A 14,141-nucleotide genomic window follows, 5' to 3' on the forward strand; every position below is an offset into this window, starting at 1 on the left:
TTGGTGCAGTTGGTGTTGGTTTGCATCGTGAGGTTGGTCTGTGGTGCCCGGAGGGGTTTGGGGGCCTGGTCAGAGGTGCTTGAGGGGCTTCCGGGAGGTTTCGGCGGCGAAGAGCACGGCCATGAGGGATACGGCAGCTGCCGCCACGAGATACCAGCCGGGGGCCAGCTTGCTCTGGGTCATGCCGATCAGCAGGGTGGCCATAAAGGGCGCCGTGCCGCCGAAAAGGGCGTTGGAGAGGTTGAAACTGACGGCGAAGCCGCTGTACCGGACTTTGGTGGGGAACAGTTCTGCCAGGAAGCTGGGCAGCGTTCCGTCATTGAGGGTGAGCATGCCGCCCAGCAGGATCTGGACCAGGACGATCACCATGAAGTTGCCGGTATCCAGCAGCATGAACGCGGGGACTGTCAGCAGCATGAACAGGACGGACGCGGTGATTAGCATGCGCCTGCGGCCGAACCGGTCCGAGGCGAGTCCCGTGAGGAAGATGAAGCCGATGTAGCTGGCCAGCGCGATAGTGGTGGCCAGGAAGGATTCGGTGGGGCCGAAGCCCAGTTCCTCGGACAGGTAGGTGGGCATGTAGCTGAGGATGACGTAGAAGCCGACGGCGTTGAGCAGCACTGCGCCACAGGCTATTACCAGCTGCTTGCGGTAGGTCCGGAACATGTCCAGCGCGGGGGCTTTGGGAGTGGATTCTTCCTGCTCGGCCAGGGCGCGGAAAGCCGGGGTGTCCTCCAACTTGGTGCGGATGTAGCGGCCAATCAGCCCCATCGGGGCGGCCAGCAGGAACGGCAGCCGCCAGCCCCACTGGTGCAGTTGGTCGGTGCTGAGGACCGAGGTGAGGAGCGCCGCGATGAGGGAGCCGAGGAGCAGGCCGGCGGCGGTGCTGGCGGGGACGACGGCGGCATAAAGGCCGCGGCGGTTGGCCGGAGCGTATTCCACCAGGAAGGCTGATGCCCCGGCGTATTCGCCGGCTGCCGAGAAGCCCTGGACCACTCGAACCAGTAGCAGTAGGACAGGGGCCAGCATGCCGATCGTGCCGTATCCGGGGATGAGTGCGATGCAGAAAGTGGAAACGGACATGATGACGATTGAGAGTGATAGCGCCTTGCGCCTGCCCAGCTTGTCGCCGATGTGTCCCCAGAAGAAGCCGCCCAAGGGACGGACGAAGAAGGAGATCGCGAAGACGGCGAAGGTAGCCAAGAGCGCGGTCTGCCTGTCTGCTTCGGGGAAGAACACAGACGAGATGACGGCTGCGAGGTAGCCGTACACCGCGTAGTCGAACCACTCAACAAAGTTGCCGATGAAGCTCGCGGTGACCACCCGGCGTCGAACGTCCTTACCCGCAACGGCGTTGTCCATGCCCCTGCCGGCCCCGGTGGGAGCGTTGGCGTCAGCGGCAACCACTCCTGCCTGGGGTGAGTTCTGTTGGGTACTCATAAAACCACCAATAATGTTGGAGTTGCATTCCTTGCAACTTGGTTGTTTCAACATAGGCCGTGATATGCAGCACAGTCAAGGGTTTTTTTCAGCATTAAGTCGCGACTTATACCTGTTGACGCAGGACAAGCGCCCGCAAGCAGGTTCTATTGGATGCAACGACGCATGTTGCACTAAGAACAACAGCGTTGTTTTTGTGGAGGCCTTCTGGACGCTGGACGCGGTTCCGCAAGAATGGATCCTTGAGTCGCTGCACCAGCAGCCGCCGTTGGACATACTGGGCTCGACAACGAGGGGCCTAAAGACTCGGGCGGAAAGGGGCGCCCTGACCCATACTTGCGCCATGGACGACACTGCTGCCAAGGAGCGCACTGGGCGAAGACCGGACCGGATCCTGCTGAGCCTGGTGGGCGTTGTGGTTGTCCTGGTGGTGGTGGCGCTGGCGGTGGTCTTCACGCGCGGCGAGCCTGCACCCTTGGATGGGGCAAGCCCCGCCGGAGTGGTCCAGCGCTACAGCAAGGCAGTGATCGACGGCGACAGCACCACGGCCCAGTCCTACCTCACGGACGCTGCCAAGAGCCGGTGCCGCGGCACCTATTCCGGCGAGCCGGCCCCCGCCCGCGTTGTCCTGATTTCGACGACGGAACGCACCGATTCGGCCACCGTGAAGGTTTCGATTTTCCGATCGTCCCAGGGCGGACCGTTCGGTCCTTCCGAGTACGAGATGGAGGACTCCTTCGCGCTGCTCAAAGTGAACGGAACATGGAAGATTGACCAGCCGCCGTACCCCCTGATGGCCTGCACCGACGTCCCGGTGAAGCAATGACGGCCCCGGCAGCCCCGGTGGCCGCCGTTCCCTCCAGCGGCCTGGCAACCCTCCGCCGACTCATCATGTACGTCCTGCTTTTTGCACTGGTGGTCATCGCAGCCTCGGGGCTCCAGGGCCTGCTGGAACGGCTCTTCCGGACGGCATCCACCTTGGTGTCCGGTGATGTCGCAGGGTTGGCACTGTCACTTGCCTTCACCCTGATCGGTGGCCCGCTCGGGCTGCTGTGGTGGTTCGCGTGGAGGCGCCTGGACGACGAATCCGAACGCAGGGCGCCCGGGTGGGGCCTCTACCTGACCGGGATGTACGCGGTCTCGCTGATCATCAGCACCACGTCGCTGCTGAACCTTGCCACCTCCTTCATTGACACGCAGGAGAGCCAGTGGCCTTCCCCGCTGGCCAACGGCATCGTGTGGTCGGCCATCTGGTGGTGGCACCGGTGGATGTGGAGGCACCCCCGGAAACCGTCATCGCATCTCGAAGACGTGCGGGCCGTCGTCGGCTCCGTGTTTGGACTCCTCCTTGGTGCCGGCGCCGCCATTGCAGCGCTGGGCAGCCTGCTGGACGTGGCGATCCGCGGTTTCGCGGCAGCGGCTTCCTTTGAGCCGTGGTGGTTCCCCGTCCTGAGGTCCGTGGTGTGGGCGGCCGGCGGAGCGGCCGTGTGGTGGTGGCACTGGTTCCGGGAGGGCGGCCGGCGCTTCCAGACAGGGCTGGTGGACGTCACCATCATTGCCGTGGGCATCTTCGTCGCCGGCATCACGGCCCTGGGTGGCCTGGGCGTCATCCTGTTTGTCCTCCTGCGGCTGGCATTTGACCGGAGCGATCCCTTGAACGACCTGCTCGAGCCGCTGGCTCCTGCCCTCGCGTCCGCCGTCATCGGGGCGCTGGTCTGGCGCTACCACCGCACCGCGTCCGTAACCCGTTCCACCCGGACGCGCCGCGCCAGCCTCCTGGTGACGTCCGCCGTGGCGCTTGCCGCGGCGGCATCCGGCATCGGCGTCGTGGTCAACGCACTCCTTGCCACAGCCGTGTCTCCGCTGGCCGGCGGTGCCACCCGCACGCTGCTCCTGGGCGGCTTGAGTTCCCTGGTGGTGGGAGCACCTGTCTGGTGGCTGGCATGGAAACCGAGGCACCAGCCACGGTCCGCCGCAGACATTCCGCCCGGCCGGCGGGTCTATTTGGTGGCGTTCTTCGGCGTCAGTGCCGTGGTGGCCCTCATTACGCTGCTGGTGATTGGCTACCGGCTTTTCGAATTCCTGCTGGGCGACGTCACCGGCGGAGGGCTCCTGGACCGCATCCGCGCACCCCTGGGCCTCCTGGTGGCAGCCGGGCTGGTGGCGGGCTACCACTTCGCGCTGTGGCGGCATGACCGGGTCCTGTTCGCCGCCGCGGCACCCGTGCACAAGCACATGACCGAGCGGATCACCCTGGTCAGCGGCTATCCGCCCGGTTCCATGGATCCCCAGGCATTGGCGCGCGGCATCGCTGATGCCACGGGAGGTGCCAAGGTGGCCACCTGGCTGATGGCGGACGACGGCGGCGCGGGAGTTCCGCCGTCGACCGTTCTTGCTCCGGGGGCAGAGGAGGCCGTACGGCTGGTGGCGGCAGCTTTGGAAGGCGTCACGGCCCAGCATGTCCTGGTGGTTGCCGGGCCGGACGACCGGCTGGAAGTGATCCCCCTCGCGGCCGTCGGCGGCGCTCCCGTCCTTGGCAGCCCTGCGACTGACCGGGTCCTCCGGCCCTGATGTGCGGCGAGGCAGACGCCCGGCGATAGTGGAAGGGAGGCCGGCGATGGCTTCATGGGGACGCGCGACGCGTAGCAGCGTTGCAGCGGCAAGGAGGAGCGGGGGCCGGGCAGGTGCCCTCGCGGCAGTCCTGCTCGCATTGGCGGGGTGTTCGCCTGCTGGCACGCCGCCGGCCAGCAGCCCGCCAAGCAGCCCGGCGCCTGCGCCGCCGGCCAACAGTTCCCAGACACCTGCAACAGCTACCGCAACAGAGTCACCGTCCGGGCCTTTCTCTGACGCTGAGCTTGCAGCGATCATCAACGGCGTGGGACGGTCGCGCAACCTGCCGTATCCTACGGCCCAGGACTCAACCCGCCTGCGCTCGGGTGCGGCAAGCGGGTCCCTCCCGCAAACCCGGACGGAAACCACCCCGGGTGACTGCGCTGCCCTGCTTCCCCAGGACCCGTTCACCCGCTGGGCCGACAAGAACATCAACTTCGCCGAGGGCATCATGCCGCCGGCCGGCGCGGAATCAGGACCTACGACCACCATCTGGGTCATCCTCCGGAGCGCGGAAAGGGAGTCCATCGCAAAGGCCGATTTTGGTTATACGGACGACCTATTGGCCCGCTGCGGGCAGTTCGACCTGGCCGCTACGGAGGCGGGCAGGACCTCCACCTATGCCCTCCAGTTGCTGGCTGCTCCCCCCATCGCCGACAAGCAGCATGCATTCATGCAGGTCACCAAGCCAAAGGGGCAGGGAGACTTCGGCATGGCCGGATTGCGTGTCCTGGACGGCACCCTGTCCATCACGCTGACGCTCTCTGCCGCCACCCTGAACTCTGAAGCCGACGCCAAACCGGCCCTGGACTCGATGGCGGAACTGGCGAAGGAGCTCATCAGCGAAGCGGGCAAGCCCCAAGCACCAGCGGCACCAAGCGCTCCAAACTCAATGTCGCCTGAACAGATGGTGGCGCTGTTCAAGGGCATGACCGCCCCCGGCGGGGAAACGGTGAGCCTGCCGCAGGCGGGGATCATTGGGCCTCCCCAAGGCTCCACGCCCACAGTCCCGACGCCACCGGCCGACTCCCCCTGCACCTTCGATGACCAGGCGTACACCGCGGCCCTGGCTGGTTCTGTCGTCGGGCAGGGGCAGATCCAGGGGGCCGCCAAGATGGACTACACCGAGCTCACCGTCGTCAACATGCCTTCGACAATGCAGTCGCCCTACCCGTTCGACGCCAGGGCGGAACGGCTTCCGAAATGTTCCTCTGTGCAGGAAATCCTGTTCGAGGGCACGAGCCGGACGTGGTCCCCTGTTGCCGCATTGGCCACCGCGATCACCGCTGATTCGAGCTACGCCGTTGCCTATCAGCTCAGCGACGGCACAGGCCAATGGCATGTGAGGTGCGGGGCGCGCCGGGGAACACTGTCGATCGAGGCGGGCAGCGTCACGGCTTCCCAGGCCGAGGCACAGTCTAGAGCCGACGCACTGGCATCGTTCTTCGACGCTGTTTTCTCCCGTGCAGGAAAGTAAATGTGCCGCCGATCCATCTCCGCTGGCAGCCTTCCTCAAGATTTGCGCAGTTTATCCGGCTGCTGGATTAACTCTCTTCCCTTGGCATTCAGCGGTGCCTAGTGTGGGCACACACGCGTTACTAGGGGGATAAGTGAACAGCTCAGTTGAAGGTCTTCAAGACGCCACCGACCGGGATCCGCAGCAGGTCCCAGCGGTGGATTCACTGGACGTACAGCAGCGGGTTGCGGAATGGACGTCGGACTGCCTTCTGACCCTCCGCAGTCCCGTCCGATTCACCCGCGCAGACTGGCCCTAGAGCCGGCCGGCCTCCCGGGCGCCCTGCTAGCTGGACGCGTCCCGTTCGATTTCTTCGGCCAGGTCGTCCACTTCTTCGGGGCGGGCGTCGATGCCTGCGTCCTCGAACCGCTCCGCCAGGACATGCGCTACGTCGTCCTGGACCTGGCCAAGCTGGATGTCATGGCGGACATCCTCCGCAATGCTCTCGGGTGTCTCGGCGTGCCCGGGCCCGGCTACAATCCCGTCGTTGCCGTCGAAGGGATCGTTGGCGCCGCCCGCTCCGGAATCAGTCATACTCCTGGGTTACCCTTCCGGTGCCGCTGGTAAACGCCCGGCCTCGAGGGGCCTGCCTGCCGGGCCTCAGCCCAGGAAGGTGCGGTGTACTTCGCTGCCGTAGCGGCCAATGATGGCCCGTTTGGCGTTTCGGAAGGCGGCGAGGTCGCCGGCCTGGCCATGCTGTTCCACGCGGCGCCGTGCCAGTTCGTCCGAGATCACGTCCAGGAAGAGTTCGGCGAGCAGGAGCCGGGCGGAGTCGCGGAACCGCCCCCGGCCGTCGACATAGAGCTGGACGGTGGGAGCCGCGGTGTTGATGATGACCTTCCGCTCATCCTCGGAGTAGACGGCGCGGTCCGTAGTGTTGTGGAGGTTCCTAAAGTCGTAGCCGGTAAAGAGGTCCACGCCGTGGTCCCGGCTCGGGCGGTGGGCTTCCCGGCGCATGGCCGGCAAAGCTCCGGCGGCACCATGGTGCGGCGGCTGGTCTGCGGTACGGCGCGAGGCGTGGTCGGCGATGACCACCTCGCAGAGCGCCCAGTAGTCCCCGGCCCGGGCGGTAATCTGTCCCTGGTCACCGGCCTGCTCCCCCACCGCAGTCCATTCGAGCCGGAGGGTCTCCGCGAGTGCGCCGACGGGAACAGGTGCAGGCAGCGGGTCCAACCGGATCGAGGCCGGAAGATCCAGGTCAAACTCCAGCATGTCCCCTTGGGGCAGCTGGTGCGGATCCAGCAGCAGGGCAACGTGGAATGGATGCACTGGTGGCCGGTAGTAGAACGGTGTCGTAAACCGCAGTGCCGCCGGCGATGGTGCCTCCGGTGGCTGTTCGCCGTTCCCGTTGCGGGCCACAGATGCTGTTTCCAGGCCCAGGTCCCGGACGGCGGCCTCGCTCATATGCTGCAGCAGGTGCTCGATCATCTCGGCCGTCCGCCCCGAGGTGGTGGCACGTTCCAAATGGGTAAGTTTTTCCTTCTCCGCCTGTACGGGCGCCGCGATCATCCGGCTTACCGCGCGGGAGAACGCCGCAACGAACGGGTCCTTGGTATTCAGGCCCTCCCGCTCGTCGCTGATGATGGCTACGCCCCTGCCCAGCATGTCCGTCAGCGCCGGGCACCGGACCATGCCAAAGAGGTATTCGGTGCCCACCTGGTTCTCGAACTCGAACATCTGGCAGTCGAGCACGGCCATGCCCGACTCCACCACCAGGCCGGCGGTGCGCTCGTCGCCCTTCAACGTCAGCTCGACGCCCTCGGCCCGCTTCAGCGTGATGGTAAATGCATACTGGGTTCCATCGACGCTGAAGCTGCCGGGTGCATCCGGGCCCACCAGTGTTGTGGCCGGAGGTTCCCGGAAGCGGATGCTGTCGCTGCCGTAATCCCCGTTTCCGGGGTGTCCGTGCAGCAGTTCCACGGTGCGCCGGTCCAGGACGTCCCGCAGGTAGATGTTGTCCGCGAGGAGTTGAAGCAGGGTTGCCTGCTGGGTGATGGTGGCATGCGGGTTGTCGACGACGATGGTGACCTTGGTGCCGTTGCCGCCCCCAGGGATGCCGAGCCGGGCGTAGTCCGCGGGGAACGCCTGCCGGTCAGCACCGTCGTCGTCATACAGGTAGCCGCCATTGCTGCCGCGGAAGATGTCGATCCGGGTGAAGCGCCCGGCGTGGATAGTTTCGATCCAGCCGTGGCCCAGGCCGAAGATGGCTTGCTTGAGCCCGCGGCCGAAGTATCCGCGGCCTGCGCCCTCGCCGCGCGCCAGCGGGCTGTGGGCGCCGCCGTAGCTGAGGATTCGGCCGGCTTGCCCGAAGGACATGCCCTCTGCCTGGTCACTGACCGTCAGCACCGCTCCGGAGTGGTGCCGCTGGTAACCGACCAGGATCCTGCCGGTTACGTTGCCGCCCGCTTCTTCCACCCGCGCGTAACTGTCATCGCTGTTGGTGATGAGCTCCACGAGCGCCTTCTCAACGGAGGCGAAGCGCCGGGAATCGATCCCGATCACGCGCTGGTCCACTTGGATCTGGGCAACCGTCATGGATGCTTCCTTCGCTCACAACCGAAGCTGATGGCCGGACCCAAGGGAACGGAGGGCCGGGTACGTGGAGCGTAGCAGGAGGCAGGCAGGTCAGGACACCCCGGCAAGGATCCCATCAATGCGGGCCAGCAGTCCGGGCCAGCCGTTGCCCATGCCTTCGATGGCGTGGCGTCCCATAGGGGTGTCGAGCTGGAAGCCGGCGTGCTCGAAGTGGAGGATGGTGCCGCCGTCCACTGGCTCAAGGCGCCAGGTGATGGTGGTGTCCAGCTGGCCTTCGGAGAAGAGGAAGCTGATGGACGTGCCGGGGTCAACGGTGAGGATTTCGCACTGCTGCTGGCCCCAGGCGTCCATGTCCATGGTGAAACGGTGGCCCACCACGGGGGCAATGTTGCCCGGGGCCCACCAGCGGGCCAGGAGTTCCGGCGTGGTCAGCGCGGCCCACACGGCCGCGGCGGGATGCGGGTAATGGCGTTCAAGCCTGATGGCATTTTCAGTCATTTGGGATTCTCCTCGTCCAGAAGGTCTGCCAGCGCGTCCAACCGCCGGTTCCAGTAGTGCTCGAAGTGCTTCACCCAGCCGCCGATCTCGGCGAGGCCGGCAGGCTGCAGGTGGTAGACCCTGTTCCGCCCCTGCCGTTCCTCGCGGACCAGCCCTGCGCCCCGGAGCACGGCCAGGTGTTCGGATGCGGCCGGACGGCTGAGGTCCAGCAGACCGGTCAGTTCGCCGGCCGTCCTGGGCCCCTGGCGCAGTTCGTCCAGGATGACGCGCCGCGCCGGGTTGGACACGGCGGCGAAGACATCGGGAAGCACCGCTCCATTATATGTCGGAAATTTCCGACGCATAGCGCCCGGGGAAGCAAGATGTGCGGCATGTTCCTCTTATCACATCGGGGCTACGCTGGGCCGAAACAGGCGTACGCTGTAATTACATGCAAATGCATGAACTTAACCAACGGACCGAAGGAGAATGCCCCATGAAGGCATGGCAGTTCACCGGCACCAACAACCCCCTTACGCTGAACGAAGTGGCTGAACCCAGCGCAGGTCCGGGCCAGGTGGTGGTCAGCGTCAAGGCCGCCGGGGTGTGCCACTCCGACGTCACCGCCATCGACGATGCCGGCTGGATGCCGCTGTTCCCCGAACTCCCGCGCACCATGGGTCACGAAAATGCGGGCGTCATCACCGAGGTGGGCGCCGGCATGGAGCACTGGAAGGTTGGCGACCGGGTTGGCCTCTCCCCCGTCATGAAGGACGGCGACGCGTTGGGATATGGCAAATGGGACGGCGGCTTCGGACCAAAACTCCTCTCCACCGACGACAACCTGGTGAAGCTGCCGGACGAGGTCTCGTTCGAGCTGGGCGCGATGGCCACCGACGCCGGGCTCACCGCGTACCACGCAATCATGGCTGTGGGCGGCGCCAAGGCGGGCATGAAGGTTGGCGTGATTGGCCTGGGCGGCCTGGGCTACATCGGCGCCCGCGTGGCAGCACTGTCAGGTGCGGAGGTCTATGGCGCCGAGGTGAACCCCGAGACGCAAAAGCTCGCCGATGAGATCGGCCTCGCCGGAGTGGCCGACTCCATTACCGCGTTCAAGGACAAGAACCTGGACCTCATCGTGGACTACGCCGGGTTCGGCACCACCACGTCCGCGGCGCTTGAAACCCTCGCCGAGTTCGGCACGCTGGTCCAGGTGGGCATGGGGCGCCTCGAAGCGACCATCAACACCTACCCGCTGATCATCAACCAGCTGTCCATAAAGGGCTCCAAGTCGGGCACCAAGGAAGACCTGGAGAACCTGTATGCCCTGATGAAGTCCGGCGAGTTGAACCCGCCGATGAACCTCATCAAGCAGGCAGATATCCCCGGCGCCATCGACAAGCTGCGCAAGGGCGGCGTGGTGGGCCGCTTCATCGCGGTCTACGAGGACTAAATCAGCCACGCACTTTGCTGAGCGGACGACGGCGGGCATGTCCCGTCGTCGTCCGCTTGCTTTTTTGACGGCTGCTTCGGCGTGCCCGCGGTTCATCCATTAGGCTCGCTTTTGGTCCGCTGTGGGCCTTGACCCGGCTGCGCCGGACTTATTGGGGGGGACATATCCATGGTGGGAACCGGCTGTACATCAGAGACGCCGTCCAGTCGCTTGGCGTGGCCGCACGCCACGGTAATGGTTCTGCTGCTGGCCGGGTTGGCGGGATGCACCTATTCCGATCACCCGGCAGTGCCGGCGGCCGCCGTCCAGTCCTCCACCCCCGCCCCTACAGTGTCCTCCACCGCGAAGCCCGCCCTCAGCGGGGAGACCGTGCGGGACTCGTTTGGCAACGTGGACTTCTACACCACGGCGGCGGGCGACACGCTGGCAGCAGTAGCCAAGGCAAACAAGCTTTCCGAGGCGAAGGTGGCCGGGTTCAACGGACTCCAGCCCGGAGCCGTCATCCCTGCGGGCACGAAGCTCCGGCTGCTGCCGTCCGGTCCAACGCGGGGCGCAATGGGCGCTGCCACGGGCGGCGTAGACGGCATCCCAATGGATTACACAGTGGAACCCGACGACAGCCTGGCCGGCATCACCTACCGGTTCAACCTGACCGAGGAGCAGTTGGCGGAAGCGAATAAGGTTCCGTTCGCCTACGAAAAGGGGAACGTCTTCTTCATCCAGGCCGGAAGGGCCATCCGCCTGCAAAAAAACCCGGTGGACAGCCGCTCGGGGTCCGGCACAGAGGTCAACAACTCGTTCGGCCAGACGGTCTTCTACACCACGGTGGACGGCGACTCGTTCGACAGCCTTGGCTACAAGTTCCGCTCAACCACCGCACAGATCCTGCTGTACAACCCGTCCTTGGTGGCGGACCAGCCCATTCCTGCCGGTACGAAGGTTCGCCTGATTCCGGGCGAGCTGAAGATCGAAGGTGCCCAGGGAACCTTCACCACCGACGCCAACGGCATCCCGCTGACCTACACCACGGCGCCGGGCGACATCGAGCGGCAAGTTGCCTTCCGCTTCGGCGTCGACCAGCTGCGCTCGGCCAACCGTCCGAGCACGGGCACGGCCGGGGCTTGGTATGACTTCGCCGACCTGCCCAGCGGCGAATTGTTACCGGGCCAGACCATCAGCCTGGCGCTCGACAAGCCCATCAACAAACCCAGTCCCTGACCTCCGACGCTGGTCCGGGCAGCGCCTTACCTCCGGCTTCTTCCTTCACTGCCGGCGGGACGGGGCCGCCGGCCCAGCCTGTAGCCGGCCCAGAAGGCGAGCACCAGCAGCCCGGCCACCATGACCGCCAACCCGACCTGGGTGCCCTGGGTGATGAAGGCCGCCCCGTTGGCAGTGAAAGGCTGGTTGCTGAGCGGCGCGTACGCGAACCATCCGGTGAAGTCGCGGTTCAGGTAGGCGATCAGGACACCTGCCAGTACGGCAACTAAGCCCAGCAAAGGCACTGCGGCGGCCGGAACGGCGCGCCTGGATGGTTCATTTTCTTTAGATGTGTTGTCTTCCCCCATGCCGGCGAGTCTAGCCCGGACACCGCCGGGCCGCAGGCCACCTACCCGGCCCGGCACTTCGGGTTTAGGCTAGGCGGATGTTGACCATTGGCACCATTGTCCTCGGCGTCAACGACGTCGCCGCCGCTACCAAGTTCTGGAACGATGCCCTCGGCTATGTTCCCCGGGAGGCCGGTGACGATACGTGGGTGACCCTGGTGCCGTCGTCGGGCCCTGGCGCGGAACTGTCCCTCATGCTCAGCGAAACCCCGGTGCAGGACCACCCGCGGATCCACCTGGACCTGTACGCGGAGGACCAGTCCGCGGAGGTGGAGCGGCTGGTCTCGCTCGGCGCCCGGCGCGTGGACTGGGACTCGTACCCGGAGGATCCGGACTTCGTGGTGCTGGAGGATCCGGACGGAAACCTGTTCTGCGTCATCGACAAAAGCCCCCGGTAGGACCGCCCGGGACGGAACCGCCGCGCGTACCGCCGCGGCGGAGGCAGCTCCTGCGTCAGGCGGACGACGGCGGGTGCGCACCCGCCGTCGTCCGCTCGCGTGTCGCAGCAGCAACGCCACCGCGGATCCCGGCGCGGCTGGCACACTGAGCCAATGAACAAGGCACCCGAACCCGCGCGCCGGCCTGGCATCCGTGCAGCGATGTTTGTCGATTTCGACAATGTTTTTACCGGCCTCCAGGCCCTGGACCCGGCCGCGGCGAGGCGGTTTGCCGAGGATCCCAAGCAGTGGGCCGATGCCCTGTCCGATGGCGGAGCCGCTGACGACTCGCGGAGGTTCCTGATCCGCAACTGCTACTTGAACCCCATGGTGTACTCCAAGTACCGCCCCTACTGGACGCGGGCCGGGTTTCGCGTGATCGACTGCCCGTCGCTGACGCAGCGCGGAAAGAGCAGCACGGACATCAACCTGGTGCTGGATGCCATGGATGCGCTTTCCGGAAGCGTGGCCATCGAGGAGTTCTTCATCGCCTCGGCCGACGCCGATTTCACCTCGCTGATCCAGCGGTTCCGCGCAGCTGACCGGATGACCACTGTGATTGCCGCCGGCGCAGTTGCTTTCGCTTACCGGGAAATGGCGGACCATGTGGTGGAGTCGCATGACTTCGTCGCCATTCTCAACGGCACCACCGCCGAACCCATCCATGCCGTGGCTTCGGCGAAGCAACCGCCCGGCCCCGCAACGGCAAAGTCGAAGCCGAAAACTGGTTCGCCCGCGGTGGCTGAGGTGCTGAAGTTTGTCCGGTCCGCGTCCGGCCCGGTGAAAGGAGCCTTGGTGGCGCACCGGGCCCTCAGTGCGGAGCCGTCGTTGAAGACGGACTGGGCTGGCCTTGGCCGGTTCGGAGCATGGGTGGCCCAGATCGGCAAGGACATCGAGTACTCACCGGCCAAGGGCGGCTGGGTGTGGGACAGCAAGCGGTTCTCCGCTGAGGACCTTCCCGCCCCCGCCGAAGTTCAGCCCGGCGTCGAGGAGCGGGTCACCCGGGTGACGGATGTGCCGGCCTTGTCGGCGGCCCAGTTTCGGCAGATCTTCACCGCCATGGAGGCCCGGCTCAGGGAACAGCAGCTCAACCGGAATGAGCTGGCCCGGCAGGTGCGGGACGACTGTGTCAGTGCCGGGGAACCGGTCTCCCGCAATGCCGTGAACTTTGTGCTTCAGGGCTTGGCGTACGCCGATTTTCAGCTGCGGGATGATGCTACCGCGGCCGAGATTGCTGCCGCGTGGACGGCCAATGTGGAGGAACTTTGCCGGGTGGCGCTGCTGGAGTTCGATGCTTCAGAAAAGCTGGCGGTCCGCCGGTGGGCGAGCGGCGGGTTGCTGGAAAAGTGAGCACAGTGGACGACGGCGGCTGCTCATCCGCCGCCGTCCACTCCCCCCAACAGTGTGGCCCGGCACGCACCGTTGAGCGCCGGGCCGGCTACGCTGCGAGCGGCAGGTCGAACAGCTGCTCGGCAAGCCTGATGAGGTGGCGGGGAGCGTCACACTCGCCGTCCAGCCTGTCGCGCCCCAGGAACAGGGCAGTGCCCTGGATGGTCCCGTCAAGGTCGACGCCGGCCTCGCGGATGAGCACTTCGGCGCGCGGATTCATGGTCGGGCTGTTGGCTTGGCTGTCCAAATAGACATGCCAATCAGTGCCGGCGAGGACACCGATGCCGCCTGACGCGATTTTCTGGAAGGCCGTCTCGTCAAGGTCGATCGGCCGGATATGCACCGGCTGGGTAAGCCGGGTGGGAACGACGAGGGCGTTGTGGGAGGTCATCATGGTGGTGTCCTTTGGCTGAACCCCCGGCTTCGGGCGCGGTAAGGCTTGCCGGGGTGGTGCGGGCGGCCGCGGGCTAGGAGTCCCGGGCGGCCGCCCGCTGGCCTGGTCAGCGCTGGTTTTTGCGCGGTTTTACAAAACTGAGCTCGCTGTTTTCGCTTTTAGCTCTTTTCTCGGCACGTTTCTCCAGGATTGACTTGCCGGCCTTTTTCGCGGCGCCGCTTTTGGGGGATTTTCCGGACATCGGAATCACGCCTTTCTTTGCTTTGCGTTACCGGCTACCATACCT

General features: G+C 65.7%; 15 protein-coding genes. 7 read left to right on the top strand and 8 right to left on the bottom strand.

Annotated elements, in window-relative coordinates; translation table 11 throughout:
* Positions 1 to 69 precede the first annotated feature (69 nt).
* On the bottom strand, positions 70 to 1,440 hold the full coding sequence (locus AC1DIP_RS04510; RefSeq protein WP_477732992.1) for an MFS transporter: 1,371 nt from the start codon (positions 1,438 to 1,440) through the stop codon (positions 70 to 72).
* Between the two features lie 343 nt (positions 1,441 to 1,783).
* Here AC1DIP_RS04510 and AC1DIP_RS04515 point away from each other — a divergent pair, with 343 nt between their 5' ends.
* The 3 genes from AC1DIP_RS04515 to AC1DIP_RS04525 all read left to right on the top strand — a co-directional run bounded on the left by AC1DIP_RS04515 (position 1,784) and on the right by AC1DIP_RS04525 (position 5,527).
* The gene (locus AC1DIP_RS04515) at positions 1,784 to 2,266 is read left to right on the top strand and encodes an LpqB family beta-propeller domain-containing protein (RefSeq protein ID WP_477732993.1); all 483 of its coding nucleotides are present in this window, start codon (positions 1,784 to 1,786) and stop codon (positions 2,264 to 2,266) included.
* A complete protein-coding gene (locus AC1DIP_RS04520; RefSeq protein ID WP_477732994.1) occupies positions 2,263 to 4,011 on the top strand; it encodes a DUF5671 domain-containing protein in 1,749 nt (582 codons plus the stop codon). Before AC1DIP_RS04515 ends, AC1DIP_RS04520 begins: the two co-directional genes overlap by 4 nt.
* Before the next feature lie 304 nt (positions 4,012 to 4,315).
* A complete protein-coding gene (locus AC1DIP_RS04525) occupies positions 4,316 to 5,527 on the top strand; it encodes a hypothetical protein (RefSeq protein ID WP_477732995.1) in 1,212 nt (403 codons plus the stop codon).
* A 324-nt stretch (positions 5,528 to 5,851) separates the two neighbouring features.
* On the opposite strand, the gene AC1DIP_RS04530 is transcribed toward AC1DIP_RS04525, so the two are convergent.
* The 4 genes from AC1DIP_RS04530 to AC1DIP_RS04545 form a co-directional block, all read right to left on the bottom strand.
* Positions 5,852 to 6,100: a hypothetical protein gene (locus AC1DIP_RS04530; RefSeq protein WP_476207364.1), complete on the bottom strand. Its 249-nt coding sequence runs from the start codon at positions 6,098 to 6,100 to the stop codon at positions 5,852 to 5,854.
* A 66-nt stretch (positions 6,101 to 6,166) separates the two neighbouring features.
* The gene (locus AC1DIP_RS04535) at positions 6,167 to 8,101 is read right to left on the bottom strand and encodes an ATP-binding protein (protein ID WP_477732996.1); all 1,935 of its coding nucleotides are present in this window, start codon (positions 8,099 to 8,101) and stop codon (positions 6,167 to 6,169) included.
* Positions 8,102 to 8,191: 90 nt separating this feature from the next.
* Positions 8,192 to 8,599, bottom strand: coding sequence for an SRPBCC family protein (locus tag AC1DIP_RS04540; RefSeq protein ID WP_477732997.1), 408 nt, complete (start codon positions 8,597 to 8,599; stop codon positions 8,192 to 8,194).
* Positions 8,596 to 8,910 carry an ArsR/SmtB family transcription factor gene (locus tag AC1DIP_RS04545; protein WP_477732998.1) on the bottom strand — a complete coding sequence of 105 codons (315 nt, stop codon included), beginning with the start codon at positions 8,908 to 8,910 and terminating at the stop codon, positions 8,596 to 8,598. The genes AC1DIP_RS04540 and AC1DIP_RS04545 overlap by 4 nt, the downstream gene beginning before the upstream one ends.
* Positions 8,911 to 9,074: 164 nt before the next feature.
* Between AC1DIP_RS04545 and AC1DIP_RS04550 the strand changes: the two genes are divergently transcribed.
* Positions 9,075 to 10,031, top strand: coding sequence for a zinc-binding dehydrogenase (locus tag AC1DIP_RS04550; protein WP_477732999.1), 957 nt, complete (start codon positions 9,075 to 9,077; stop codon positions 10,029 to 10,031).
* A gap of 234 nt (positions 10,032 to 10,265) precedes the next feature.
* Positions 10,266 to 11,249, top strand: a complete 984-nt coding sequence (locus tag AC1DIP_RS04555) for a LysM peptidoglycan-binding domain-containing protein (RefSeq protein ID WP_476207374.1) — start codon at positions 10,266 to 10,268, stop codon at positions 11,247 to 11,249.
* 26 nt (positions 11,250 to 11,275) lie between these two features.
* Here AC1DIP_RS04555 and AC1DIP_RS04560 read toward each other — a convergent pair whose 3' ends face one another.
* Positions 11,276 to 11,596 carry a hypothetical protein gene (locus tag AC1DIP_RS04560; protein ID WP_477733000.1) on the bottom strand — a complete coding sequence of 107 codons (321 nt, stop codon included), beginning with the start codon at positions 11,594 to 11,596 and terminating at the stop codon, positions 11,276 to 11,278.
* Positions 11,597 to 11,673: 77 nt separating this feature from the next.
* On the opposite strand from AC1DIP_RS04560, the gene AC1DIP_RS04565 reads away from it, so the two are divergent.
* Both AC1DIP_RS04565 and AC1DIP_RS04570 read left to right on the top strand, forming a co-directional pair.
* The gene (locus AC1DIP_RS04565; protein ID WP_476207377.1) at positions 11,674 to 12,033 is read left to right on the top strand and encodes a VOC family protein; all 360 of its coding nucleotides are present in this window, start codon (positions 11,674 to 11,676) and stop codon (positions 12,031 to 12,033) included.
* A 153-nt stretch (positions 12,034 to 12,186) separates the two neighbouring features.
* On the top strand, positions 12,187 to 13,422 hold the full coding sequence (locus AC1DIP_RS04570) for an NYN domain-containing protein (RefSeq protein WP_477733001.1): 1,236 nt from the start codon (positions 12,187 to 12,189) through the stop codon (positions 13,420 to 13,422).
* A gap of 88 nt (positions 13,423 to 13,510) precedes the next feature.
* On the opposite strand, the gene AC1DIP_RS04575 is transcribed toward AC1DIP_RS04570, so the two are convergent.
* Positions 13,511 to 13,855 (bottom strand): hypothetical protein, encoded by a 345-nt coding sequence (locus AC1DIP_RS04575; RefSeq protein ID WP_477733002.1) that lies wholly within the window; start codon positions 13,853 to 13,855, stop codon positions 13,511 to 13,513.
* Between the two features lie 106 nt (positions 13,856 to 13,961).
* Entirely contained in the window at positions 13,962 to 14,096 is a 135-nt protein-coding gene (locus AC1DIP_RS04580; protein ID WP_387560811.1) for a hypothetical protein, read from the bottom strand.
* Positions 14,097 to 14,141: the final 45 nt, after the last annotated feature.

The sequence above is a fragment of the Pseudarthrobacter sp. 05T312 genome (genome assembly GCF_056396685.1).